This is a genomic window from Mesotoga prima MesG1.Ag.4.2, from assembly GCF_000147715.2.
In the GTDB taxonomy this organism is placed as follows: Bacteria; Thermotogota; Thermotogae; order Petrotogales; family Kosmotogaceae; genus Mesotoga; species Mesotoga prima.
In genome coordinates, this window is the sequence record NC_017934.1 from 163,842 (window position 1) to 189,961 (window position 26,120).

General features: G+C 48.4%; 18 protein-coding genes and 1 pseudogene. 14 read left to right on the forward strand and 5 right to left on the reverse strand.

All coding sequences use genetic code 11. The features are described from left to right. Positions 1-531 carry an NUDIX hydrolase gene (locus tag THEBA_RS00875; protein WP_259459820.1) on the reverse strand — a complete coding sequence of 177 codons (531 nt, stop codon included), beginning with the start codon at positions 529-531 and terminating at the stop codon, positions 1-3. A gap of 89 nt (positions 532-620) precedes the next feature. Between THEBA_RS00875 and THEBA_RS00880 the strand changes: the two genes are divergently transcribed. From THEBA_RS00880 to THEBA_RS00905, 5 genes are all read left to right on the forward strand, one after another. Beyond that, positions 621-932, forward strand: a complete 312-nt coding sequence (locus THEBA_RS00880) for a thioredoxin family protein (protein WP_014730064.1) — start codon at positions 621-623, stop codon at positions 930-932. Positions 933-1,753: 821 nt separating this feature from the next. Further along, positions 1,754-1,960 carry a hypothetical protein gene (locus THEBA_RS00885; protein WP_049794028.1) on the forward strand — a complete coding sequence of 69 codons (207 nt, stop codon included), beginning with the start codon at positions 1,754-1,756 and terminating at the stop codon, positions 1,958-1,960. Between the two features lie 1,318 nt (positions 1,961-3,278). Next, a complete protein-coding gene (locus THEBA_RS00895) occupies positions 3,279-5,435 on the forward strand; it encodes an aspartate kinase (RefSeq protein WP_014730065.1) in 2,157 nt (718 codons plus the stop codon). Further along, entirely contained in the window at positions 5,432-6,478 is a 1,047-nt protein-coding gene (thrC, locus tag THEBA_RS00900; RefSeq protein ID WP_014730066.1) for a threonine synthase, read from the forward strand. Before THEBA_RS00895 ends, thrC (THEBA_RS00900) begins: the two co-directional genes overlap by 4 nt. Beyond that, positions 6,475-7,323, forward strand: a complete 849-nt coding sequence (locus tag THEBA_RS00905) for a homoserine kinase (protein ID WP_006490371.1) — start codon at positions 6,475-6,477, stop codon at positions 7,321-7,323. Before thrC (THEBA_RS00900) ends, THEBA_RS00905 begins: the two co-directional genes overlap by 4 nt. A 23-nt stretch (positions 7,324-7,346) precedes the next feature. On the opposite strand, the gene THEBA_RS00910 is transcribed toward THEBA_RS00905, so the two are convergent. Then, positions 7,347-8,771, reverse strand: coding sequence for an asparagine synthase-related protein (locus tag THEBA_RS00910; RefSeq protein WP_014730067.1), 1,425 nt, complete (start codon positions 8,769-8,771; stop codon positions 7,347-7,349). A gap of 282 nt (positions 8,772-9,053) precedes the next feature. On the opposite strand from THEBA_RS00910, the gene THEBA_RS00915 reads away from it, so the two are divergent. The 6 genes and pseudogenes from THEBA_RS00915 to THEBA_RS00945 all read left to right on the forward strand — a co-directional run bounded on the left by THEBA_RS00915 (position 9,054) and on the right by THEBA_RS00945 (position 17,381). Beyond that, entirely contained in the window at positions 9,054-10,133 is a 1,080-nt protein-coding gene (locus THEBA_RS00915; protein WP_014730068.1) for an NAD/NADP-dependent octopine/nopaline dehydrogenase family protein, read from the forward strand. 1 nt (position 10,134) lies between these two features. After that, positions 10,135-11,754, forward strand: a complete 1,620-nt coding sequence (locus tag THEBA_RS00920) for a cobalamin-dependent protein (RefSeq protein ID WP_014730069.1) — start codon at positions 10,135-10,137, stop codon at positions 11,752-11,754. A gap of 759 nt (positions 11,755-12,513) precedes the next feature. Beyond that, a pseudogene (locus THEBA_RS00930) lies at positions 12,514-12,675 on the forward strand (transposase); the annotation flags it as partial. 661 nt (positions 12,676-13,336) lie between these two features. Next, the gene (locus THEBA_RS00935) at positions 13,337-15,493 is read left to right on the forward strand and encodes an aspartate kinase (RefSeq protein WP_014730070.1); all 2,157 of its coding nucleotides are present in this window, start codon (positions 13,337-13,339) and stop codon (positions 15,491-15,493) included. Next, positions 15,490-16,536: a threonine synthase gene (thrC, locus tag THEBA_RS00940; protein ID WP_014730071.1), complete on the forward strand. Its 1,047-nt coding sequence runs from the start codon at positions 15,490-15,492 to the stop codon at positions 16,534-16,536. Before THEBA_RS00935 ends, thrC (THEBA_RS00940) begins: the two co-directional genes overlap by 4 nt. Further along, positions 16,533-17,381: a homoserine kinase gene (locus THEBA_RS00945; RefSeq protein ID WP_014730072.1), complete on the forward strand. Its 849-nt coding sequence runs from the start codon at positions 16,533-16,535 to the stop codon at positions 17,379-17,381. The genes thrC (THEBA_RS00940) and THEBA_RS00945 overlap by 4 nt, the downstream gene beginning before the upstream one ends. 24 nt (positions 17,382-17,405) lie before the next feature. Here the strand turns inward: THEBA_RS00945 and THEBA_RS00950 are convergent, their stop codons facing one another. After that, positions 17,406-18,833: an asparagine synthase-related protein gene (locus THEBA_RS00950; protein WP_014730073.1), complete on the reverse strand. Its 1,428-nt coding sequence runs from the start codon at positions 18,831-18,833 to the stop codon at positions 17,406-17,408. Positions 18,834-19,117: 284 nt separating this feature from the next. Between THEBA_RS00950 and THEBA_RS00955 the strand changes: the two genes are divergently transcribed. The 3 genes from THEBA_RS00955 to THEBA_RS00965 all read left to right on the forward strand — a co-directional run bounded on the left by THEBA_RS00955 (position 19,118) and on the right by THEBA_RS00965 (position 22,826). Further along, positions 19,118-20,197 (forward strand): NAD/NADP-dependent octopine/nopaline dehydrogenase family protein, encoded by a 1,080-nt coding sequence (locus THEBA_RS00955; RefSeq protein WP_014730074.1) that lies wholly within the window; start codon positions 19,118-19,120, stop codon positions 20,195-20,197. 1 nt (position 20,198) lies between these two features. Next, positions 20,199-21,797: a methionine synthase gene (locus THEBA_RS00960; protein WP_014730075.1), complete on the forward strand. Its 1,599-nt coding sequence runs from the start codon at positions 20,199-20,201 to the stop codon at positions 21,795-21,797. A 438-nt stretch (positions 21,798-22,235) separates the two neighbouring features. Further along, the gene (locus tag THEBA_RS00965; protein ID WP_014730076.1) at positions 22,236-22,826 is read left to right on the forward strand and encodes a transposase; all 591 of its coding nucleotides are present in this window, start codon (positions 22,236-22,238) and stop codon (positions 22,824-22,826) included. 181 nt (positions 22,827-23,007) lie between these two features. Here THEBA_RS00965 and THEBA_RS13700 read toward each other — a convergent pair whose 3' ends face one another. Continuing rightward, a complete protein-coding gene (locus tag THEBA_RS13700; RefSeq protein ID WP_014730077.1) occupies positions 23,008-24,315 on the reverse strand; it encodes an HD domain-containing phosphohydrolase in 1,308 nt (435 codons plus the stop codon). A 314-nt stretch (positions 24,316-24,629) separates the two neighbouring features. After that, a complete protein-coding gene (locus THEBA_RS00975; RefSeq protein WP_014730078.1) occupies positions 24,630-25,097 on the reverse strand; it encodes a type II secretion system protein in 468 nt (155 codons plus the stop codon). Between the last annotated feature and the right edge of the window lie 1,023 nt (positions 25,098-26,120).

Genomic DNA, 26,120 nt, shown 5'->3' on the forward strand with positions numbered 1-26,120 from the left:
TCACTCCTCTCTTATATGTATTACTTCATGATCATTAAGATAGTCCGATTTTCCGCTGCCACGATTCTCTATGATCTCGATAATTCTTTCAATAGATGCTTCAATTATCCTTGCCGTTGCTCCCCAGACCACGAAGCCGGGGAAACGGTATCTGATTGTTCTCTTCCCGTTCGGCATTATGATAGGTTCGGGAGCATTCATGATCAGAGACTTAACGGAAAGAAAGACAATGTCCTCCACTTCATTCTTGTTGATCCTGAACTTCAGATCGTCAATAAATCCAAGGAATGATGTGATTACCTTGCCAGAGGTGACGGTTGTGCTGACATTCAGCGGGTAGATCTCGTCAAGCGAAGAGGGAAGAGCACCGATCTCTTCCTTCATTTCCCTTACGGCGCATTCAAGAAGCGTCTCGTTCTCTTCTCTGTGTCCCCCCGGGAAACTGATCTGCCCAGGATGACTTATCCTGGTCGACCTCCTTGTAAGAAGCAAATGGTAATCTCCGCAGATCTTCACAATAGGTACGAACACTGCCGTTCTTTGATTTTCCGAATACAAGACCCCACCTCGCGCATATTCTACTATTATTATCCATTATAATGCTTTTAGGAGGCGATGAAGTGAAGGAGATTACACTGAGAGAGTTGAGAGAGGTTACCGGACTGGTTCTGGTAGATTTCTTCAGTCCCGGTTGCGGTGTCTGCACAGCCATAGAGACGAAACTGGTGGCAGTCGAGAAGGATTTCCCTTCATGGAAGTTCTTCAAGATAAACACTGTCGAGAATCCCGCCGTTGCTTCTGAATACTCGGTATTCACTGTCCCAACGATTGTAGTGCAAACGGACGGAAGAGAGCAGAAAAGGTGGAGCAGGTACTTCTCTCTGGAAGACGTAATCGAATTTCTCCACGAAATAGACGAAACAGAGGGATAGCGTTTGAAAGCCAGTCTGCTGACGCAGGCCACTCACAGTTCGCCTGGCCAGTCTCGCCTTTGGCAAGGCCAGTTCCGATTCGCGGGAGAAGAACCGCTGTGCGCTTAAAATCAAGAACCCGCTGACAGCTGGAAAAAGGCTTCGCGCTGGACTCTGACTAGAAGACGCTGAGCGCTGTGAAGAGCCGTCCTTGGATAAGATTAAGCGAGAAAATGTAATGTCGAGACGCTCGCTCCGCTCGCGAGAAGACGAGAGTTATAATCATTGACCTTCAACGGTCCACCGTTATCCGACAAAAGCGTAAAGAGTGGGTTAGCAAGAACGGGTTATCAAAATCGAGTTATGAAAACCGAATAGGATTGATTGGCGCAAAGGCAGATTTGCTTCGGGAAGACGCAGTGAGGGACTTACAATAGACTGCTACCAGATGGCAATTCCAGACGATTATGCAGTTCTTTCTGTAGGGGCGAACGGCTGTTCGCCCAAATGAGTACTGATAAGGGAACAAGAGCAGCAGTTTCACAGATTATCACCCAGATCCTGTACAGAAGCACGAGGATGACAAGAAGTAAGGGGTCGGTATGAGTGACTTAGGATGACGGCCATTCTATTTTCACGTCACTTTAATTCTTATTGTTTTTCTGAGCGATTAGCCTACAGCGTTTCAAACAAGCGGTTCTTCCAGAGATAGGGGTCTTCATCTTGATCGTGCAGCAGTATTATAGAATAGTGTGTCGATTTCTTTCTGTAGGGGCGAACGGCTGTTCGCGCGCGATAGCTTGACAATATGTACGCATCGCCGGCAATGTTTGTTGGGAGCAATGGTTGATGGCAGAGTAATCTTGAGTAGCATTGGCAGAATCGTTTATGAACATGTCATCCGCAGTGAGAAAGAACTGAATCGAATTCGTGATTACATTGAGAATAACCCCTTGAGATTGCAGATAGACAGAGAGAATCCCGACAGAAAGACAAGTCAGGTTCGTTTAACTATTGAAGAGGATGATCTCTATCCTTGGGAAGATTGATCCTTAATAGCGGGCGTGCCGCCGCGCGCCCCTACATCCGTTTGGATCGAATTTATTCTCACATGCAACTTACAACTTGGAACTGCTCTTCTCAACGTACGAGTTATCTCAAAAGCGAAAATCGGCTCTTTCCCCGCGAAGCGGGCACTGCGTCCTGGTGCGATCTTTGCCAGCACTGCGACCTGGGATGTTCTTCCCAGCCTTGCGTCCGCCGATGATTTTCGGCGCCTTGCGTCTTATTCCGTTCTTTCCAACCACCTACCCGCTACCACCGACCACGTCTTCAAAAGCCCAGATCCCGGATGAAGTCCGGGATGACAGCCCTTCGCGTCATTCTGGCATACTTCTGGCCAGATTTGGCTCGTTCAACTATTGAAGAGGATGATCTCTATCCTTGGGAAGACTGATCATTATTGATAGCGGGCGTGCCGCCGCACGCCCCTACATCCGTTTGGATCGAATTTATTCTCACATGCAACTCACAACTTGGAACTGCTCTTCTCAACGCACGAGTTATCTCAAAAGCGAAAATCGGCTCTTTCCCCGCGAAACTGGCACTGCGTCCTGGTGCGATCTTTGCCAGCATTGCGACCTGGGATGTTCTTCCCAGCCTTGCATCCGCCGATGCTTTTCGGCGCCTTGCGTCTTATTCCGTTCTTTCCAACCCCCTACCTGCCATCCCCGACCACGGTTCCCTTCAGAAGAGCAGATCCCGAAACAAGTTCGGGATGACAATCCTTCAGTTCATTCTGGCATGATTCTGGCCAGAATCCGGTTCGTTCAACTATTGAAGAGGATGATCTCTATCCTTGGGAAGATTGATCCTTAATAGCGGGCGTGCCGCCGCACGCCCCTACATCCGCTTGGGTCGAAATTATTTGCAATGCAACTCACAATTTGGAACTTGTAACCGTTCTTTTCTGAGAACGGAGAACCTTTCAAAGGTAAACCTGTTTCTTTTGCTCTTACGAACCCGCTACCTGATGCCATCGACTACGGTTTCTCAAAAGCCCAGATCCCGGATGAAGTCCGGGATGACAGCCCTTCGCGTCATTCTGGCATACTTCTGGCCAGATTTGGCTCGTTCAACTACTGAAGAGGATGATCTCTATCCTTGGGAAGACTGATCCTTAATAGCGGGCGTGCCGCCGCACGCCCCTACATCCGTTTGGGTCGAATTTATTCTCACATGCAACTCACAACTTGGAACTGATTCTTTGTCCTTTCCAACCCCCTAACTGCTACCACCGACCACGTCTTTGCGGTGTATACTTTTGATTGATAGTGGCTTCAAAGCTTCAGGAGGGGGTGCACCACTTTGAGGATCGGAATTGCCGGACTCGGAACAGTCGGGTCATGTGTCTACGCGATTCTTTCGGATAAGGGAGACGAGATCGAAAAGAGGTCGGGGAGAAGATGCGTCGTCTCCAAGGTCATTACGAGAACTCACAGCAAGTACGAGAAGCTGGGAATTCCTTCCGATCTGATCGCGGAGGATTTCGAGGATCTTATTATAAACAGCGATATAGTTGTTGAGACGATTGGCGGGACTGAAGCCGCCAGAAAGCTGGTAAAGCAGTCTCTCGAGCTGAATAGAACGGTCGTGACGGCCAACAAGATGCTTATTTCGGAATTCGGCAACGAATTCATGAACAGTTCTCCGATCAAGAGCCTATTCTTCGAAGCGGCCGTCGGTGGGGGTATTCCTATCATCTCTCTTCTGGAGGACTATCTCATCTTCCATGGAATCAAACGCATTCGGGGTATTCTGAATGGGACAACGAATTTCATACTTTCCGAGATGCAGAAGGGAATTGACTACGCTTCGGCTCTGAAGATTGCTCAGGAAAAGGGTTATGCGGAAGCCGATCCATCGAGCGATGTGAAAGGCTTCGATGCTGCTTATAAGCTGTCGGTGCTCACCGGCGTCAAAACAGGCGTCTTCCCCGGTATTTCCACGATTGAAACAAAGGGCATCGAAGGAATAGAGAAAAGCGATCTTGAGAGAGCAGCGACCGCAGGGAAAAAGCTCAAATTGATCGGGACAATCGACTTCGAAAGGGAGAGGGCTTCAGTTCAGCCGCAGGAAGTTGAAAGAGACGATCCACTGTGGAGCGTAGACGGTGTCGAGAACGCCATAGAAGTTGAAACGGATCTTTCTGGAAGATTTCTTCTCAGGGGCGAGGGCGCGGGAGCCCAGCCGACCGCAACGGCTATCATCTCTGACATTCTGAGGGCGTCGAGATATGCGGAGAAGCAGAGCAATTCCGTTGTGATTATGAAATTTGGCGGGACTTCAGTTGACACGCCGGAGAAGATAAAGGATGTGGCGCAGCGGGTCCAGCGAAAGGTTCTGAGCGGCGTCAAACCCGTTCTCGTTGTATCGGCAATGGGTTTTGAAACAGATACGCTTCACGAACTTGCCCGAGAGATTTCAGACAAGCCAAACGGAAGAGAGATGGACATGCTTCTGGCGACAGGCGAGCAGAAGTCGATAGCCCTTGTAGCGATGGCGATCCAAGAGCTTGGAATGAAATCGATCTCCCTTTCCGGTAATCAGGCGAGGATACAGACAGATTCGAACTTCTCGAACGCGAGAATCGTCGGGATAGATGCCGACCTTATAAACAGATATCTGAAGAACGGCTACGTTCCGGTTGTTGCAGGCTTCCAGGGGTCCACATTCTCCGGAGAGATCACGACACTCGGCAGGGGAGGATCGGATCTGACCGCCGTCGTTCTTGCAAAGGCGCTGGGATCGCAGCTGTGCGAAATATATAAGGATGTGGACGGCGTCTATTCGGCCGACCCGAGGATAGTTCCCAATGCAAGGCCGATAAAAGAGATATCTTGGGAAGAGATGATAGAGCTTTCGAAGCAGGGTGCTCAGGTTCTTCAAAGCAGAGCATCGGAATTCGTAAGGAAGTATGATATAAAGGTGCTTGTGAAAAACGCGCACACCAATGCTAGAGGCACGCTTATATGGAGGGGATCAAAAGTGGAACAGCCTATTGTGAGAGCAGTAACTTCGGATCAGGACATCGTGAAAGTCGTTCTGCAAGAGGTACCTGACAGACCGGGAATAGCGGCGAGAGTTCTGAAGACCCTTGCCGAGCAGAATGTCAACATCGACATGATAATACAGAGTATGAGAAGCGGGGATTACAACACGATGGCCTTCACTATCCAGGCAAGCGATCTCGACAAGCTGAAGCAAGACGTACTTAAGTCGAGGAGCGAAGCCAGAGAAATCACCGTCGAAGGCGCCATCGCAAAACTCTCTATCGTCGGAGTAAATCTTACTGCCACTCCCGCTATCGCGGCGACGCTCTTCGAGACCCTTGCTAACGAGGGCATCAACATAGACATGATCAGCGCAAGCAACAGCAGGATTTCCGTCGTAATAGACAACAAGAAAGTGAGTCTTGCCGTTAACGCCATTCACAGCGCCTTCAGTCTGGAGGAGATCATATGAAGGGAGTCATAGAGAGTTATGAGAAGTTCCTGCCTATAACACCGAAGACTCCAAAAATAACGCTTCTAGAAGGGAACACTCCCTTGATCTACCTTGAGAACATAAGCAAACAGTACGGGGTGAAAGTCTATGTGAAGTATGAGGGCGCAAATCCGACGGGCTCCTTCAAAGACAGGGGGATGGTCCTTGCAATTGCAAAAGCGATCGAAGAAGGCTCAAGAGCGGTTATCTGCGCCTCGACAGGGAACACCTCTGCCTCTGCGGCGGCGTACTCCGCCCGGACCGGCCTGAAATCGATAATTCTAATTCCCGAGGGTAAGATCGCGATAGGGAAGCTAGCGCAGGCAATGATCTACGGGGCAAAGGTAATCCAGATAGACGGGAATTTCGATAACTGCCTTGAACTGGCCAAGAAGATCTCTGAGAACTATCCCGTCACGCTCGTGAACAGTCTAAATCCTTACAGACTAGAAGGTCAGAAAACGGCCGCCTTCGAGATCATAGATGTTTTGGGACGTGCCCCGGACTATCACTTCATCCCGGTGGGAAACGCGGGCAACATTTCCGCCTACTGGATGGGCTACAGGGAGTATCGTGAGAAGGGACTGTCGGAATCCCAGCCCAGAATGATGGGCTTTCAGGCAGAGGGAGCGGCCCCTATCGTATACGATAGAGTTTTCGAGCATCCCGAGACCATCGCGACCGCTATTAGAATCGGTAATCCCGCAAGCTGGAAAAAGGCAGTTGCTGCAAGAGACGAGTCGGGAGGCGTTATCGAGGCACTGACAGACGAAGAGATCCTTCACGCTCAGAAACTCCTGGCCAGCGCGGAGGGCGTCTTCTGCGAACCAGCCTCTGCGGCTTCCTTCGGCGGATTTCTCAGGAAGGCGCGAGAGGGTCTTTTTGAAGCAAGTGATATTGCCGTCTGCACACTTACCGGAAACGGACTTAAGGATCCCGATGCAGTCTTGAAGTCTGTAGACAGGCCTCTTGTGGTTGAGAATGATCTCGAGGTAGTTCTGAAAGAGGCGGGCTTGAAGTGAGACTGAAGGCGCCTGCCACGACGGCAAATATGGGGAGCGGATTCGACGTCGTCGGAATGGCGTTGAAGCTTCATAATACAGTTCAGTTCGAAAAGGCGAACCGCTTTAAGGTGCATTCTATCGGCAGGTATGGTCTGGAGATAGGGGATGCCGCGGAGACCTTCGGAAATGCTATAGAGAGATTTGAGAAGCTCACCGGAAAAAAAGTTCCGGCCCTTCAGATTATTCAGGAGTGCGAGATACCGCCGGCCCGCGGGCTTGGCTCGAGCGCCGCTGCGATCGCCTCCGCGCTGTTCATCTCGAACATAATGACCGGAGGAAGGATTCCCACTGATGCGCTTCTCGAAATCGGAACGGAGATCGAAGGCCATCCCGATAACATCGTCCCGTGTATGGTTGGCGGCCTCACCGTATCCTATTATGACGGTTCGAGGCTAGACTACGAGAAGTTCGAAATGCCCGATCACAGATTGACCTTTCTTGTGCCTGAGTTCAAGCTTTCTACAGAGGCAATGAGAAAGGCGCTTCCCGATTCGATTCCCTTCAAAGATGCTCTGGGGAACATAAAGAATGTCTCTCAGTTCATTTCCAAAGCCTCCAGGGGCGATTTCGCGGGAGCATTGAAATACACAAAAGACTTTATCCACCAGTCTTACAGGATAGACAGCGATCCCAGAATGAAGGAACTTGTCGATAGGACAGAAGAAAGGAATCCGGGTTACTGGTTTGTCAGCGGTTCGGGATCGTCCATCTGTTGCGATCTCGAAGATACCGGAGGCCTCCCGTATCTCGAGGCCGTAATTAGAACTTCACCGGCGAACGAACCCTTCATAGTCGAAATGTAAGATAGTTAAAGACGTGAGCCGGGTCAACTTCTGTAAACAGTGTCCGCGGCTCCTCTGCAGGGGAACTGCTCGTCGAATATCCGGTAGTACAGAAGCTCCTCTTTGGACCTGATTCCGTTGTTTTGCCTTTCGCGTTCGAATTCTGAGTCGCTTATAGCCTCCTCGGCGTACTCCTTCATGATATGAGACGATCCCGACCCGACGCTGAACTTGCTCTTTTTCCGCCAGACTACGCTTTCAGGAAGATCGTTTTCGAAGGCCTTGCGAAGAATCCATTTCTCAGTCTTTTCAGGCCCGTGGATCTTCCAGTCCACTGGAATCGAGAAGGCAAGATCAACTACATTTGGGTCCATGAAGGGAACATCGAATTCGATCCCGAAAGCAAGAGCCATCCTGTCGTTTCGCTGGAAGCCCGAAAGATAGCCGTTTTTCGTTATTCTCAAGGACTCTTCATCCACGGATTCTGCAGAGGGAAGCTCCTTCATATACTCGTAGCCGGCGAAGAGCTCATCGGCTCCTTCTCCCATCAGGACGAAAGAACTGTCTTCCTCTGCGGCCATCTTCGATACTATATAATTCGGTATCGCACTCCTCACAAGGGGAGGATCGAACGACTCGAGATGGTAAATTACGTCCGGAAGGACTTCGAGCATCTCTTTGAAATCGTAAGTGTATTCCCTGTGATCCGTGCCTAAATACCGGGAGACCTCCTTGGCGAACGCCGGATCTTTCCCCTCTTCGCTTCCTACGGTAAACGTCTTCAAAGAACCGTTCAGTTTGCTTGCAACGGCAGCTATACAGCTACTGTCCAGCCCTCCGCTGAGGAATACTATCGGCTCGGATTTGACCGCCGTCATTCTGTTGTCGACAGCCCTTTCGAGAGAAGTCCTGAGACGTTTCGCCGCCTCTTCTTCACTTTTTACTTGTCTTTCGGTCAACAGGTCTTCAAGTGAGGAGTACTCACTGAAGCCTTCGTTAGAAGAGAAAAAGTGGCCGGGCGGAAAGACCTGTACATGACTGCAGAAGGGAGTAAGGGCCTTCAGTTCCGAAGCGAAGGCGATTCCACCGTTACAGCGCCCGTAGTAAAGAGGCTTCAGGCCCAGAGGATCCCGGGCGACAAAGGTTTCGTCATCTGTATCTATAGCGAAAGCGAAAGAACCATCCAGCTCGTTTAAAAATCCCGAACGGTTTTCCTTGTAAAGCTCGAGAATCCTTCGCGGCCAGACCTCCCCGGGGAAGTTTCTGAGGATACCGTCGAAGACAACGCTTTCCCTCGTGCCTTCGAAAACTATCATGTTTTCGTCAAAGGCATTGCTTACCACCGCTCCCATGCTCGCCTCTCCCTGGGTTTTTAGAACTCTCGTTTTGCTTCCCCTGTGTCTCAAGTAAGAAAGAGAGCCTTCTATCATTTTTCTCTCAGGTTTAAGGGTGACAACAATTCCACTCATTTAGAATACCTCCATTCCTAGTGCCCGTGCATGTTTCAGAATCCCAGTACTTAGAATCATCGTGTCGCTCAATAACTATTATAACATGGTGAAAATTGTTGAAATTTATCTCCAGAGCCATGTGCAGTCATTCCCCATGAATAGCGTGACACTCCCCCTTCACTTAGTTCACAAAAAAGTCTCCTGTATAATGAAAATACAAGTAAGATAAAGCAAGGGAATTCTTGTTCTCTGTTATTTCCCATATTTTTATTTCTGGATGGGGGTCTAAGGAGGTGTTGTATGAAGATAGCTGTTATTGGTGCGGGAAATGGTGGACAGGCCCTTTCTGCCGTTCTAGCCATGAGGGGCCACGATGTCTCGCTATACAACAGAAGTCAGAAACGAATCTCACCATTACTCTTAGAAAGAAAGATAAGAGTCGAAGGCGAGTCAGAGGGCAAAGCAAAGCTTAGATACGTTGGTACAGATATGAAGAAGGCGATAGAGGGTGCCGAAGCTATCATGGTTGTTGTGCCGGCCTTTGCTCATGCAAAAATCGCCGAAAAACTGGCCGAATGTATCGGCGAAGGTCAGATAGTTGTTTTGAACCCAGGGCGAACGGGCGGAGCGCTGGAATTCGACAAGATCTTCAGAGAAAAGGGAGTTAGAGAAAAGGCCGTGATCGCCGAGGCTCAGACCTTCGTCTTTGCTTCAAGAATTTCGGGCCCTGGAATGGTGAGAATATTCAGGATTAAGAATGCCGTTCCTATTTCAGTGCTTCCCTCAAAGGATAACGAGTCCGTATTTCCAATCATCAGCGAGATCATGCCCGAGTTCACGCTGGCAAAAAACGTTCTCTACACTAGCTTCAACAATATTGGCGCAGTCTTTCATCCCGGCGCGATTCTCATGAACGCCGGCTGGATTGAGACGAAGCATGGAGACTTCCAATTCTATCTTGAGGGGATTAGCCCATCGGTTGCGAGAGTTCTGGAGGCTCTGGACGAAGAGCGCTGCGAAGTAACAAGGAAACTTGGCGTGGAAGCCATGGGTGCGAAGGAGTGGCTTGATTACGCCTATGACGTAAAGGGTGAAGATCTCTATGCGGCCATCCATAGCAACGAAGGCTACAGGGGAATCATGGCGCCTATAAGTATTGAGAACAGGTACATTATGGAAGACGTGCCTATGAGTCTGGTTCCAATGAGCTGCTTTGGAAGAGAACTTGGAGTGGATACGAGAGTCATGGATTCGATAATAAGCATAGCCGGGGCAGTAATGGGGAGAGACTTCTGGAAGGAAGGAAGAAATCTTGTGAGCCTCGGCGTCGACGAAATGTCCGTAGAAGAATTGACCAGGTATGTCGAGGAAGGGACCTGATATGAAGATACTAGCAGGGGCCATTGGAAGCGATATTCACACAGCGGGAATTCTTAACTTCTTGAACTTGGCGCGTAATGAAGGCTATGAAACGATCTACATTGGAAGCGTGATAGGCATTGACAAACTGCTAGACAGCATAGAAGAGGCCTCGCCGGACATAGTGGCCGTAAGCTACAGGCTGGGAAAAGAGTCCTGCGAGCAGCTCCTCCGAGAACTGAAAGTCTCGCTGGAAAACAGAGGAATAGAAAAGAGACTGATCTTCGGTGGAACGGTCGAGACGGCCGAGGTGGCTGAAAAGAGCGGTCTCTTCGAGAAGGTCTTTGACGGCAGCGAGATGCCGGAGGAAGTCGTGATGTTTCTCAGGGGCAAGACGGACGAAAAGGGAGAGGTCGACTATCCTCAGACACTTCTCGAAAGAATCGCCTCCAAAAAGCCATATCCGTTGATAAGACATCACATAGGGCTTGAGACGGTCGATGCAACAGAGGAAGCCGTCAGAAAGCTTGCTGAATCGGGCTTGCTGGATATCATCTCACTGGCTCCGGACCAGAACTGCCAGCAGTGGTTCTTTCAACAGGAGAATATGATCTCCTCGGAAGACGGGGCGGGGGGCGCGCCTTTCAGAAAACGAGAGGATTTTGAAAGGATGTATGCTGCCAGCAGGACCGGTAACTATCCATTGATGAGGTGTTATTCTGGAACGAGAGACCTCCTGAAATTCTCCCTTCTCTTAAAAGAAACCTTGAACAACGCGTGGGCCGCGATACCCATTACCTGGTACTCTCAGCTTGATGGGAGATCAGATCGTGAACTTCTGGAGGCAATAAGAGACAATCAGGCCGCAATCGCCTGGAATGGTGGAAAGGGAATCCCGGTTGAGATAAACGAGGCCCATCAGTGGGCGCTCAGATACTGCCACGCTGCCGTAGAGGTTGCTACTGCCTATCTTGCAGCGATGGCTGCCAAGCGACTCGGTGTGCAGGTCTACGTGGCTCAGTACATGTTCAACACGCCCCCGGGGATCTCACCGAAGATGGATTTGGCGAAGGCGCTGGCGAAGAAGGAACTTATAGAGTCTCTTGAGGGTGACGATTTCACCGTTGTCACGATGGTAAGACCCGGGCTCATGTCGCTTCCGGCAGACCCCGATATGGCGAGGGGCCAGCTTGTTTCATCTGTCTACACTGCCATGAATATTGACCCGGACATAGTTCACGTGGTTGCATATTGCGAGGCGACGAGAAGAGCAACCGACGTCGAAATCATCGAAAGTGTGAAGATGGCGAAACAGGCGATAAATGAAGCGATCAAGGGCCTTCCTGACTTCAGACAGGACAAGGAGATTCATGAACACAAACAGTATTTGAAGAGTGAATGTAAAGTGATAATTGAGGCCATTGAAAAAATAAAGACGGGTGAGCTCACCTCGCCCGAGACAATATACACGGCCGTAAAGACGGGAATTCTTGATGCGCCTGGACTCAGCAAAATGTCGGTCGCAAAAGGCGCCGTCAGGGCCGCGATAATCGACGGCCAGTCCTGCGCGGTCGACGAGGAAGGAAAGAAGATAGACGAAAACGATAGACTTACCGCTTTGTCAGGTGCAAATAAGGATTGAAATGCGCCGAAGATCGTCGGCGGAAGTGAGGCCCGCTTTGCGGGGAAGTGGTGTTACTCTAATCAGACGCAAGGCGCCGAAAAGTATCGGCGGTCGCAATGCCGGCGAAGAACATGCCGGGACGCAAGGCTGGGCAAGAACAGCCCAGGTCGCAATGCTGCCTTCGGCAGGAGGCGATTTGAAGCCAGTTCCGCTTTGCGGGAGAAGAGCCACTGTTCGCTTGCTAGAAGACGAGAGTTATAATCATTGACCGTCAACGGTCTACCGTCCTCTGACAAAGCGTAAAGAGCGGGTTATAAGAAGCGGGTTAGCAAGAACGGGTTATCAAAACCGGGTTGTGAAAACTCGAAAAAAGGTTTTGATTTGTGCAAAGGCACATTTGCTTTGGGAAGACGCAGTGAGGGACTTATGATAAACTGCTACCAGATGACAATTCCGGACGATTATTCAGTTCTTTTGTAGGGGCGAACGGCTGTTCGCCCGAAAGAGAACCGTGCAAAAGGAGGGACCTCACATGCGGAGAACCGGGTCTGGGTTTTTCGGTTCTAGCTGAATAGACGGTGACATACGGTTAGGAACTCGTCAGTCCACTATTCGAAATGCTACGGGATGATAATTCCAGACGATTATGCAGTTCTTTTGTAGGGGCGAACGGCTGTTCGCCCGCGATAGCTTGACAAAATGTTCGCATCGCGGCAATGTTTGTTGGGAGCCATGGTTGATGGCAGAGTAATCTTGAGTAGCATTGGCAAAATCGTTTATGAACATGTCATCCGCAATGAGAAAGAACTGAATCGAATTCGTGAGTACATTGAGAATAACCCCTTGAGATGGCAGATAGACAGAGAGAATCCCGACAGAAAGACAAGTCAGGTTCTTTCAACAATTGAAGAGGACGATCTCTATCCTTGGGAAGATTGATCCTTAATAGCGGGCGTGCCGCCGCACGCCCCTACATCCGTTTGGATCGAAATTATTTGCAATGCAACTCACAACTTGGAACTTGCAACCGTTATTTTCTGAGAACGGAGAACCTTTCAACGGTCAACCAGTTTCTCTTGTTCTTACGAACCGCTACCCGCTACCACCGGCCACGGTTTTTCATAAGCCCAAATCCTGAACAGGAGCACTTCAGGATGACTTGATGAGTTGGTTCTGATCAGATTGCTTCAATTTGCCTTCTTCTGCGTTTCTTCTTTTTACAACTGACAACTGCAACTTGGAACTAATTTTTTGCTTTTTCCAACCACCAACCCGCTACCCCCAACCCCGGTTTCTCGAAGCCCAGATCCTGAAGAGGAGCACTTCAGGATGACTTGATGAGTTGGTTCCTTGGGAAGACTGATCCTTAATAGCGGGCGTGCAGCCGCACGCCCCTACATCCGTTTGGATCGAATTCATTCGCACATGCAACTCACAACTGGAACTTGCAACCGTTATTTTCTGAGAACGGAGAACCTTTCAACTGTCAACCAGTTTTTCTTGTTCTTACGAACCACTAACCGCTACCCCCGACAACGTCTTTACGGTGTATACTTTTGATTGTTAGTGGCTTCATTGCTTCAGGAGGGGGTGCAACAATATGAGAATCGGGATTGCCGGACTTGGCACTGTCGGGTCCTGTGTCTATGCAATTCTTAAAGACAAGGGAGATGAGATCGAGAAGAGATCTGGGAGAAAGTGTATCGTCTCCAAGGTAATTACGAGAACTCACAGCAAGTACGACAAGCTGGGAATTCCATCCGATCTAGTCGCGGAGGATTTCGAGGATCTTATTATCAACAGCGATATAGTTGTAGAAACGATTGGCGGGAGCGAAGCCGCAAGAAAGCTTGTAAAGCAGTCTCTCGAGCTGAATAGAACGGTCGTGACGGCCAACAAAATGCTGATTTCGGAATTCGGTAACGAATTCACAAACAGCTCTCCGATAAAGAGCCTATTCTTCGAAGCGGCCGTCGGCGGGGGTATTCCTATCATCTCTCTTCTCGAGGACTATCTCATCTTTCATGGGATCAAACGTATTCGGGGTATTCTGAATGGCACAACGAATTTCATACTTTCCGAGATGCAGAAGGGAATGGACTACGCTTCGGCTCTGAAGATTGCTCAGGAAAAGGGTTATGCGGAAGCCGATCCAACGAGCGATGTGAAGGGCTACGATGCCGCTTATAAGCTGTCGGTGCTCACCGGCGTCAAAACGGGCGTCTTCCCCGGTATTTCCACGATTGAAACAAAGGGCATCGAAGGAATAGATAAAAGCGATCTTGAGAGAGCAGCAACCGCAGGGAAAAAGCTCAAATTGATCGGGACAATTGATTTCGAAAGAGAGGTAGCTTCAGTTCAGCCGCAGGAGATTGAAAGGAATGATCCTCTTTGGAGCGTAGATGGGGTTGAAAACGCCATAGAGGTCGAGACGGATCTCTCGGGAAGATTTATTCTCAGGGGAGAGGGGGCGGGAGCTCAACCAACTGCAACGGCGATCATTTCAGACATTCTCAGGGCATCGAGATACGCAGAGAAGCAGAGTAACTCAGTTGTGATAATGAAATTTGGTGGAACCTCAGTCGACTCGGCAGAGAAAATAAAGGATGTTGCGGAGAGGGTACAGAAAAAGGTCCTTAGTGGTGTCAAGCCTGTGATAGTTGTGTCGGCTATGGGTGTTGAGACAGACAAACTTCATGAACTCGCGAAAGAGATATCCAGCAAACCGAACGGTAGAGAGATGGACATGCTTCTGGCAACAGGAGAGCAGAAGTCTATTGCCCTTGTTGCAATGGCGATTCAGGTGCTCGGGATGAAATCGATTTCACTTTCGGGCAATCAGGCGAGAATTCAGACCGATTCGAATTTTTCGAATGCAAGAATCGTCGGAATAGACGCCGATCTTATAAACAGATACCTATCAAACGGGTACGTTCCAGTTGTGGCCGGCTTCCAGGGATCCACCTACACCGGCGAGATTACGACTCTTGGCAGAGGAGGCTCGGATCTTACGGCCGTTGTGTTGGCCAAAGCGCTGGGATCACAACTCTGCGAGATTTACAAGGATGTAGACGGTGTCTATTCGGCCGATCCTAGGATAGTTCAGAAGGCCAGACCGATCAAAGAGATTTCATGGGAAGAGATGATAGAGCTTTCAAAGCAGGGTGCTCAGGTGCTTCAAAGCAGAGCATCTGAATTTGCCAGAAAGTACGATATTAAAGTGCTTGTGAAAAACGCACACTCAAATGCTAGAGGCACGCTAATATGGAGGGGATCGAAAGTGGAACAGCCTATTGTTAGAGCAGTAACTTCTGATGACGAGATTGTGAAAGTAGTTCTGCAAGAAGTTCCTGATAGACCGGGAATAGCTGCGAGAGTTCTGAAAACTCTTGCAGAGCAGAACGTGAATATTGACATGATAATACAGAGCATGAGGAGCGGGGAGTTTAACACAATGGCCTTCACTATACACGGGAGCGATCTCTCAAAGCTGAAACAGGATATCCTTAAGACAAGAAGCGAGGCCAAAGAAATAACTGTGGAAAGTTCAATCGCAAAGCTTTCTATTGTCGGAGTCAACTTGACTGCTACTCCGGCAATCGCTGCGACTCTCTTTGAGACTCTTGCCAATGAAGGAATCAATATCGATATGATCAGCGCCAGCAACAGCAGAATATCGGTTGTTATCGACAGCAATATGGTTCATCTGGCGGTAAACGCTATCCACAGTGCTTTCAGCTTGGAGGAGATTGTATGAGAGGTGTAATAGAGACCTATGAGAAGTACCTGCCTGTAACGCAGAAGACCCCGAGAGTCTCACTCCTTGAAGGTGATACTCCTCTAATACATCTGGAAAAGGCGAGCAAGAAGTTCGGTTTAAATGTTTATGCTAAGTACGAAGGAGCTAATCCTACTGGATCATTCAAAGACAGGGGAATGGTCCTCGCGATAGCCAAAGCGATAGAAGAGGGCTCAAAGGCTGTTATTTGTGCCTCCACTGGAAACACTTCGGCCTCTGCAGCCGCTTACTCTGCAAGGACCGGTTTGAAGTCGATAATCTTGATTCCGGAGGGAAAGATCGCTCTAGGCAAGCTTGCTCAGGCGATGATCTATGGCGCAAAGGTAATTCAGATAGATGGGAATTTCGATGAGTGCCTTGAACTAGCGAAGAGTATATCGGAGAATTACCCCGTTACTCTCGTTAACAGTCTCAACCCTTACAGGCTTGAGGGGCAGAAAACGGCTGCCTTCGAAATAGTAGACGTTCTGGGAAGGGCTCCCGATTATCACTTCATACCGGTAGGAAATGCCGGTAATATTACTGCCTACTGGATGGGGTATCGAGAGTATCACGAAAGTGGTCTTTCAGACGGCCTGCCCAAGATGATGGGCTTCCAGGCCGAAGGGGCAGCACCGATAGTATATGACAGAGTCTTCGATAACCCCGAGACGATAGCTACCGCGATAAGAATTGGTAACCCTGCGAGTTGGAAGAAAGCAGTTGCTGCAAGAGACGAATCGGAAGGAGTGATCGAGGCTTTGACCGACGAAGAAATCCTCGAGGCGCAGAGACTTCTTGCGGCTTCTGAAGGTGTCTTCTGTGAGCCGGCTTCTGCAGCTTCTTTCGGCGGGTTTCTGAGAAAAGCCGAAGAGGGTCTGTTCTGTTCAAGTGATCTCGTTGTCTGTACCCTGACAGGTAATGGACTTAAAGATCCCGACGCCGTTCTCAAGTCCGTAGATAAGCCCATCGTAGTAGAGAACAGTCTGGATGCTGTCCTGAAAGAGGCGGGCCTGAAATGAGGCTGAGGGCACCGGCCACAACGGCAAATATGGGAAGCGGATTCGATGTTGTCGGTATGGCTTTGAAGCTCCATAATGTCGTGCAATTTGAGAAGGCAGATAGGTTGAAAGTCTTGTGCATAGGAAGATATGGTCAGGAGATCGAGAACTCCGAAGGACTATTCGAAAAGGCGATAAAGGGATTCGAGAAAGTTACTGGCAAAGCCGTTCCTGGCGTTCAGATAATCCAGGAGTGCAATATTCCACCGGCACGCGGCCTGGGTTCAAGTGCCGCAGCGATAGCCTCAGCTCTGTTTATTGCAAACATCGTGACCGGCGGGAGTATTCCCATGAAGACACTTCTCCAGATTGGAACGGAGATTGAAGGTCATCCCGACAACATCGTTCCCTGTATGCTTGGAGGGCTTGTGGTTTCCTACTATGACGGCGAAAAACTTGATTATGAGAAATTCGAAATGACTGATCAAAGGCTGACATTTCTTGTGCCCGAATTCAAGCTTTCCACCGGTGAGATGAGAAAGGCGCTTCCTGAATCGGTTCCCTTCAGGGACGCGATAAGCAACCTGAAGAATGTTTCTCAGTTCATTTCGAAAATCGCCAAAGGCAATCTGATCGAAGCCTTCAGATATACTCACGACAGTATCCACCAGATCTACAGAATAAACAGCGACCCCAGAATGAAAGAGCTGATTAGCTGCATTGAAGGAAGGAACACGAATTACTGGTTTGTGAGCGGTTCTGGCTCGTCGGTCTGCTGCGATCTCGAAGATGTCGCAGGGCTTCCTTACCTGGAAGCCGTAATAAGAACGTCTCCCGCGAACGAGCCATTCATTATCGAATTATGAGCTTTCCAAAAACAACTGCAATAATCAGCTTCTGTAAACTGTTTTCGCGGCGCATCCGGAAGGGAACAAGTCGTCGAAGATTCGGTAATAAAGAAGTTCTTCCTTCGACCTAATTCCTTTCTCTCGCCTTTCAGTCTCGAATTCGGAATCGCTTATTTTCTCTTCAGCATATTCCTTCATTAGGTGCGATGAGCCTGAGCCGACGCTGAACTTACTCTTTTTTCGCCATACGACACTTTTGGGAAGTTCGCTCTCGAATGCCTTCCTGAGAATCCACTTCTCGGTCTTCTCAGGCCCGTGGATTTTCCAATCGACGGGAATTGAGAATGCGAGATTCACAACTGAAGGGTCCATGAACGGAACGTCGAACTCGATCCCAAATGCTAGGGACATCCTGTCATTGCGCTGAAAGCCCGAACGATAACCGTTTCTCGTTATCCGCAAAGATTCTTCATCTATAGATTCTGAAGATGGTAGTTCTTTCATATACTCGTAACCGGCAAAGAGTTCGTCTGCGCCTTCTCCCATGAAGACGAAGGAACTACCTTCTTCTGCAGCCATTTTCGCCACAATGTAGTTTGGAATTGCACTCCTTACTAAGGGAGGATCGAACGACTCAAGGTGGTAGATGACTTCCGGTAGAGTCCTAAGCATCTCTTTGAAATCATAAGTATATTCACTGTGGTCTGTCCCGAGATACTCGGAGACTTCCCTGGCGAATTTTGGGTCTTTTCCATCCCCGCTTCCAACGGTGAATGTTCTAAGCGATCCATTAAGAGAACTCGCCACAGCCGCTATACAGCTGCTATCGAGCCCACCGCTAAGAAATACGATAGGGTCTGAGTTGATCGAAGAGATTCTATTCTCGATGGCCTCTCCAAGAGATGTTCGAAGCAGCTCCGTTGCTTCATACTCATTTCTCATGACGGGTTCCTCCGTAAGCAGGTCTTCAAGAGAAGAATATCTCTCAAAGCCCACGAGAGAGGAATAATAATGACCCGGCGGGAAGATTTTTACTTCGTTGCAGAAGGGCGCCAGAGCCTTCATTTCTGATGTGCATACTATGTATCCATTGATATAGCCGTAGTACAAAGGCTTTAGACCCAGAGGGTCACGCGCGATAAGAGTCTCTTTGTCTGTATAAATTGCAAAGGCGAATGAACCGTCCAGCTCCTTCAGAAACCCCCTGCCACTTTCCTTATACAATTTCATTATCTTCTCTGGCCAAGCTGTGTCCGGATGATTCCTGAGAAAACCGTCGAAGACAACGTACTCGCCATCTCCTTCGAAAATGCTCATTTTGCTGTCGAAGGCCCGGCTGACAACTGCGCCCATGCCTATCTTCTGTCCTGTTTCCAGAACTGTTGTTCTGCTCCCTCTATGTCCAAGGAGAGACAGTGAGGACTTTGCCATTTCTCTTGTGCCTCCATAGAAGACAGCAATTCCGCTCATTCTGAATACCTCCATCCTTTTTCATCGTGAAGTCGGATTTGAACCAATTTGATTAAATCCTCAGATTCCTCATTAAACTATTATAACATGGTGCCAAATCTCCAAACTTAACTTCTGCAGCCAATTTTGTGCATTCGTTGCATATCGCGCGAGACATCGCCTTCACTTAGTTCACAAAGAAGATTCTTGTATAATCGGAATACGAACTGAAGTTTCAGCTTTAAAACTAGTTTCTTCCGTGTTATTTTTTTCTTTTCTAGACAGGGGATTGAGGAGGTGGTTCTATGAAGATAGCAGTAGTCGGTGCAGGCAATGGTGGGCAGGCTCTTTCGGCAGTTCTTGCGATGAGAGGGCACGATGTCTCGCTTTATAACAGGAGCCAGAAGAGGATCTCACCTATAATGACTGACCGCAAGATCAGGGTTGAAGGCGAGTCGAGCGGCAAAGCTAAATTGAGATACGTAGGAACGGATATGAAGAAGGCAGTAGATGGTGTGGAGGCAATCATGGTGGTTGTGCCTGCCTTTGCTCATGCTCAGATTGCCGCCGAACTGGCCGATTGCGTCACGGAAGGGCAAATCATAGTTCTTAATCCGGGCCGCACAGGAGGGGCGCTGGAGTTTGACAAGATATTCAGGGAGAAGGGAGCTAGAGAGAAAGTGGTAATTGCCGAGGCCCAAACCTTCGTCTTCGCTTCACGTATTTCCGGCCCAGGGATGGTAAGAATATTCAGAATCAAGAATGCAGTTCCTGTTTCCGTGCTTCCTTCAAAGGACAACGAGGCAATTCTACCGATAATCAACGAGATAATGCCAGAGTTCACACTTGCAAAGAACGTGCTGTACACTAGCTTCAACAATATTGGTGCCGTCTTTCATCCCGGCGCAATATTGATGAACGCGGGTTGGATAGAGACGAAGCACGGAGATTTCCAGTTCTACCTCGAAGGTATAAGCCCCTCTGTTGCAAGAGTTTTGGAGGAGCTCGACAAAGAACGTTGCGAAGTCACGAGCAAACTGGGCGTCGTCGCAATGGGTGCCAGAGAGTGGCTTGATTACGCGTATGACGTCAAAGGTGACGATCTCTATACGGCCATTCACAGCAATGAGGGCTACCGAGGGATCATGGCCCCGATAAGCATAGAGAACAGATACATAATGGAAGATGTTCCTATGAGCCTGGTTCCTATGAGCTGCTTTGGAAGGAAACTTGGAGTGGAGACAAGAATAATCGATTCGGTAATAAACATAGCCGGAGCAGTAATTGGAAGGGACTTCTGGAAAGAAGGTCGAACACTGGAGAACCTCGGTATAGACAGACTATCTGTAGAAGATCTACTCAAGTACGTCGAGGAAGGGAGCTAAGATGAAGATCTTAGCGGGAGCCATCGGAAGCGACATACATACAGCAGGCATTCTCAATTTCCTTAATCTCGCCGGTAAAGAAGGCTACGAGACTATTTACATTGGAAGCGTGATAGGTATAGACAAACTGTTGGATAGCATAGAAGAGGCTTCTCCGGACATCGTTGCGGTGAGCTACAGGCTGGGAAAAGAGTCTTGCGAAGGTCTTCTCAGGGAGCTTAAGATGTCGCTGGAGAACAGGGGTATTGAGAAAAGATTGATTTTCGGCGGAACGGTTGAGACCGCGGAAATAGCAGAGAGGAGCGGCCTTTTCGAGAAGGTCTTCGATGGTAGCGAAATGCCGGAAGAAGTCGTTATGTTCCTCAGGGGCAGGACCGATGCAAAAGGAGAGGTTGATTACCCTCAGACACTTCTCGAAAGGATAACTGCTAAGAAGCCCTATCCGTTGATAAGGCATCATATAGGCTTGGAGACCGTTGAAGCAACGGAAGGGGCAGTAAGGAATCTCGCTGAATCCGGCTTACTAGACATTATCTCGTTAGCGCCGGATCAGAACTGCCAGCAATGGTTCTTCCAGCAGGAGAACATGATCTCTTCTGAAGACGGTGCCGGTGGTGCCCCCTTCAGAACAAGAGAGGATTTTGAAAGAATGTATAAGGCTAGCCGGATAGGTAACTATCCCTTGATGCGCTGTTACTCAGGAACGAGAGATCTTCTCAAATTCTCGCTTCTTTTCAGAGAAACAATAAACAACGCTTGGGCTGCCGTTCCTCTGACCTGGTACTCGCAGCTTGACGGCAGGTCGGATCGTGAATTGCTCGAAGCGATAAGAGACAATCAGGGAGCGATCGCGTGGAACGGAGGAAGTGGAATCCCGGTAGAGATAAACGAGGCTCATCAGTGGGCGTTAAGATACTGCCATGCTTCGATAGAAGTGACTACAGCGTATCTAGCAGCCCTCTCCGCCAAACGGCTCGGCGTAAAAGTGTACGTTGCACAATACATGTTTAACACGCCGCCGGGAATCTCTCCAAGAATGGATCTGGCAAAGGCGCTTGCAAAAAAAGAGTTGATCGAATCCTTAAAGGATGAGAACTTCACACCGGTTACGATGGTAAGGCCAGGATTGATGTCTCTTCCAGCCGACCCGGATATGGCTAGGGGCCAGCTCGTTTCATCTGTGTACACTGCCATGAAAATTGACCCGGAGATCGTTCATGTCGTTGCATACTGCGAGGCGACAAGAAGAGCCTCCGATATGGAAATAATAGAAAGCGTCAAGATGGCTAAACAGGCAATAAACGAGGCAATCAAAGGACTTCCCGACTTCAAGCAGGATAAAGTGATTCAAGATCACAAGGAATACCTAAAGAGTGAATCTGCTACGATAATAGAGGCAATGGAGAAGATCAAAACAGGTGAACTTACATCGTCCGAGACTATTTACGCGGCTATCAAACTGGGCATCCTCGATGCTCCGGGTTTGAGCAAGATGTCAGTCGCCAAAGGCGCAGTTCGAACGGCCATTATCGATGGGCAGTCCTGCGCAGTCGACGAGGAAGGGAAACGGATAGATGAGAAGGAAAGACTCTCACTGTAAGCCAGTCTGCTAACGTGGGCCAGTTCCGACTACTTCGGGCAGAAAAGAGGGTGAATCGAGAAAGAGCATGTCGAGACGCTCGCGAGAAGACGAGAGTTATAATCACTGACTGTCAACCGTCAGCATCGGGAAGATGCAGTGAGGGACTTACGATAAACCGCTACCAGATGAAAGTCCTAGACGATTGTGCAGTACTTTTGTAGGGGCGAACGGCTGTTCGCCCGAAAGAGAACCGTGCAAAAGGAGGGACCTCACATACGGAGAACCGGGTCTGGGGTTGTCGGTTCTAGCGGAATAGACGGTGACATACGGTTGGGAACTCGTCAGTCCACTATTCGAAATGCTACGAGATAACAATGTCAGACGATTATGCGAATCTTTTGTAGGGGCGAACGGCCGTTCGCCCGTAAGAGCAAAAAGATCTCGGAGGGTTGCGTTTTGGAACACAATGAAAGTCTTGTCAAAAGGCGGTCAATTAGACTGAAGGAGTATGATTATTCTCGAACCGGAGCATACTTCTTGACAATATGTACGCATCGTAGGCAATGTTTGTTGGGATCCATGGTTGATAGCAGAGTAATCTTGAGTAGCATTGGCAAAATCGTTGTTGAAGAGTGGCTAAGATCTGCAGAAGTCAGAAAGGAAATCGAACTAGATGCGTTTGTGATAATGCCAAATCACCTGCATGGGATTGTAGCGATACATGGAGGCGAAAGGGAAATTGTCAGCAACTGTTTGGAAGCAGAAAGAAGAACTATAAAACCAAAGACGATTGGTTCTTTCGTCTCAGGCTTCAAAGCAGCTGCAACGGTTCGAGTGAACGAACTGCGCGGCACACCCGGGAAATCTATTTGGCAACGAAACTACTATGAACATGTCATCCGCAATGAGAAAGAACTGAATCGAATTCGTGAGTACATTGAGAATAACCCCTTGAGATGGCAGATAGACAGAGAGAATCCCTACAGAAAGACAAGTCAGGTTCTTTCAACTATTGAAGAGGACGATCTCTATCCTTGGGAAGACTGATCCTTAATAGCGGGCGTGCCGCCGCACGCCCCTACATCCGTTTGGGTCGGATTTATTCGCACATACAACTCACAACTTGGAACTTGCAACCGTTCTTTTCTGAGAACGGAGAACCTTTCAACGGTCTGGTGTTTCTCTTGCTCTTACGAACCCGCTACCTGCTACCACCGACCACGGTTTCTCAAAAACGTTCATGATGCTGGTAGATGATTTCCGATATGGGAACTTTGAAATCAACTTCCGTGAAGAGATTTCTGCCAACCAGAGGATGTTCCTTGATCATTGCGAACTCAAGCCTGTTAAGTTTTCCCGGCTTATTCAGAATCTCCGACGGAACCTTTATCTTTCCGACGTCGTGGATGATCGAAGCGAAACGAAGCGCATCCAGTCTCTCTTCATCGAGAGACAGTCTCTCGGCTATCGCCATTGCCAGTGCGGTTACCCTTGCCTGGTGACCCGCGGTGTAAGGATCCCGCAGATTCATAGTCACTTCAAGCGCGTTAATGACGGTAAGAGTAATCTTTTTCAGTTCTCCCACGGTTCTTTGAAGCTTCCTCTCGGCAACCTTTCGATCCGTCACGTCGTGGATAATCGAAAGTATTCGATCATGTCCGTCTATTTCCACTCTCTTGCTGAATGCCTCTACGTCTCTCACAGAAACGTCTGCAAGTCTATGTTTGAAATCGAACTTTATCTTTTCCCTATTGAAAGCCTTCTTCATTTCTTCGGCAAGTGTTTCCGCAGGAAGAGTATTCACATCTTCAATGCGTTTCGATAGAAGAGTCTCCTTATCCCAGCCGTAGAAATTCAGAGCTGCATCGTTAGCATTCACGAATCTTCGAGTTTCTGGATCGAGAACGATCATAACAGCTAAATTCTCGTTGAACAGATTTCTCAGACTCTTCTTGCTTTTCTGAAGCTCTCCCTTCGCAGTCTTTAGATAATCCTCTCTTTCGATTCTCTTTAGAGCATATGCGATTTCGCTTGAAATCCATTTCAGAAGCTGAAACTCTTCACTGTCCATTGCCAAATGCTCCAAAGTATTAACGCAGAGGACCCCATAGGTCTTCTCTTCTGTTTCCAGTTTGAATGAGAACCTATGCTCGTTCTCCAATTTCGATGACTTAAGTGGGCAGTCGTGTTCTTTACAGGCAGAATCGATTGAGAGTAGTTTGTCGCTCTTCAGAAAATCGCGGGCGCAAGCAGGTAAATGTTCGGTCGGAGAATAATCGTATGAATGATTAACTATCTGACTGCTAGAATCCACATAATAAATGATCTCATCGCTAAAGAAGATCTTCGCATCGTGATAACTGAGTGTTTCCAGGAGACTATCTTGTATTCTTTCAGAAAGCTCATTTCGGCCGCTGCAGTTGTTCACAATACTTGATATCTTGCAGACCAGATCTACTGTAGAGCCTCCGCTCCTTTTCATGCGCGTTGACTGAGTTCTCTCACTTACCTCTTCAAAACCAGATGATCTGCTCATTCCCCCGGCGGACTAACACTATGCCAATCGGATTCAGAAAAAACTCACGTTTGCATAGCTCCTTCATTAAACATCTCGACAAGTCCTTTCAAGAAGTATATCATTCGTTTGCTACTGATGCGAGCTATCTTAGAGTAATTTGCTGAAAAACACAGATTATGTGGAAATGGCTTTAAATAGAACAGAAGTGCTATATACTGAATATTCGTCTCGGGAGTACAAATCAGTCAATCTGAATCTCCCTTAGATATCACTTGAAAAAAATAAAAGCCCTCCGAAGAGGGCAACTTGGTTTTACAAGGTAATACTTCTAATCAATAAACTATAAACGTATATGAATAGTAATACGTTGCACTTGCAGCATTGGTTCCACCGAGATTAGGCTTTTCGAACCCGGTGACAAGGCTAGCAATACCTCCAACAGGTGCTTTCTTAGCACTTGGAAGAACATTTACTAGAGTATCTTCATGTGCCTCTTCACTAGTCCAGACGTACACTTCGTATCCTCCGTTATCTGTTGTACTATATGCGATATTGTACTTAGTTTCGTCAATGTCTCTTCCCAAGCCTGAAATATCGCTCGGAATTCCTGATTTTCCCTCAACATATAACAAGTTCTCGAATGAACTAGCAAGCGTTTTAATATTCTGAGCAACCTTCGTGGCCTGTGACTTTCTGATAGCATTCAGCGCAACTGGTGTGATTGTAGCGATTAACGCAGCGATAACTGCGAGAACGATAAGTAGTTCAACCAGAGAAAATCCTCTTTTTCTGTTTTTCATTATACCCCTCCTAATAATTGGTGGTTTCAGTAACAGATATTCTAAAGCAAGTTTGTGCCAAAATCAAGCAGGATTTGCTCTTGTCTAGTGCCATCAGGTTCTATAACCATCTATCGACTTGCCTTTCGAGAGCTGTGTGACAAAAATCCTTCGTTGCCTCATTTGATGAGTTGATAACTCACAATCTAAAGAGCAGTACAATCAATCTACGTGAATCTTACTAGCAAGGGGAAAGAGAAGACCTTCCCGATTGATGGTTATAGGATCTCAAGAGCCTTGGATATCTTGAGCACGTGCTGCCTTTGCTGTTAGGCGAAAATCATTGAAGTGAGTTTCACTATTGAAGGAAAAAGCGTGAAACTAGTTTCCGCTATCCCTGCCTGTTATTTCCATAAGAAGATAAGAGACTAGAAAGAGCAGATTAGAAACTAAACGACACGAGATTCATTGAATGAGCAAAAGTGGGACTCACATTCGGTTAATAGCATCAGTGGAAGTGAGGCACGCTTTGCCGTCAGAAAGCCAATGAATCGAGAAAGAGCATGTCGAGACGCTCGCTCCGCTCGCGAGAAGACGAGAGTTTATAATCACTTACTGTCAACCGTCAGCATCGGGAAGACGCAATGAGGGACTTACGATAAACTGTTACCAGATGAAAGTCCCAGACGATTATGCAATTCTTTTGTAGGGGCGAACGGCCGTTCGCCCGAAAGAGAATCGTGCGAAAAGAGGGACCTCACATACGGGGAACCGGGTCTGGGGTTATCAGTTCTCGGAATAGACGGGGACAGACGTCAGTAGCCCGTCAGTCCCCTATTCGAAATGCTACCAGATGACAATTCCAGACGATTATGCAATTCTTTTGTAGGGGCGAACGGCTGTTCGCCCGAAAGAGTTATGATAGCGGAGCAAAAGTGTCGGTCTTATAGATCATAGACCCAGATCCTGCGCAGAGATCCTGAACAGGAAACCCCAAACAGGAGCCCTGAACAAGAGCATTTCAGGGCAGGCTCATTGGAGCAG

Coding starts and splice junctions, on each gene's coding strand:
- THEBA_RS00885 (WP_049794028.1), top strand. CDS start 1,754: ATGGTTGATGGCAGAGTAATCTTGAGTAGCATTGGCAGAATCGTTTAT.
- thrC (WP_014730066.1), top strand. CDS start 5,432: ATGAAGGGAGTCATAGAGAGTTATGAGAAGTTCCTGCCTATAACACCG.
- THEBA_RS00910 (WP_014730067.1), bottom strand. CDS start 8,771: ATGAGTGGAATTGTTGTCACCCTTAAACCTGAGAGAAAAATGATAGAA.
- THEBA_RS00915 (WP_014730068.1), top strand. CDS start 9,054: ATGAAGATAGCTGTTATTGGTGCGGGAAATGGTGGACAGGCCCTTTCT.
- THEBA_RS00920 (WP_014730069.1), top strand. CDS start 10,135: ATGAAGATACTAGCAGGGGCCATTGGAAGCGATATTCACACAGCGGGA.
- THEBA_RS00935 (WP_014730070.1), top strand. CDS start 13,337: ATGAGAATCGGGATTGCCGGACTTGGCACTGTCGGGTCCTGTGTCTAT.
- thrC (WP_014730071.1), top strand. CDS start 15,490: ATGAGAGGTGTAATAGAGACCTATGAGAAGTACCTGCCTGTAACGCAG.
- THEBA_RS00945 (WP_014730072.1), top strand. CDS start 16,533: ATGAGGCTGAGGGCACCGGCCACAACGGCAAATATGGGAAGCGGATTC.
- THEBA_RS00950 (WP_014730073.1), bottom strand. CDS start 18,833: ATGAGCGGAATTGCTGTCTTCTATGGAGGCACAAGAGAAATGGCAAAG.
- THEBA_RS00955 (WP_014730074.1), top strand. CDS start 19,118: ATGAAGATAGCAGTAGTCGGTGCAGGCAATGGTGGGCAGGCTCTTTCG.
- THEBA_RS00960 (WP_014730075.1), top strand. CDS start 20,199: ATGAAGATCTTAGCGGGAGCCATCGGAAGCGACATACATACAGCAGGC.
- THEBA_RS13700 (WP_014730077.1), bottom strand. CDS start 24,315: ATGAGCAGATCATCTGGTTTTGAAGAGGTAAGTGAGAGAACTCAGTCA.
- THEBA_RS00975 (WP_014730078.1), bottom strand. CDS start 25,097: ATGAAAAACAGAAAAAGAGGATTTTCTCTGGTTGAACTACTTATCGTT.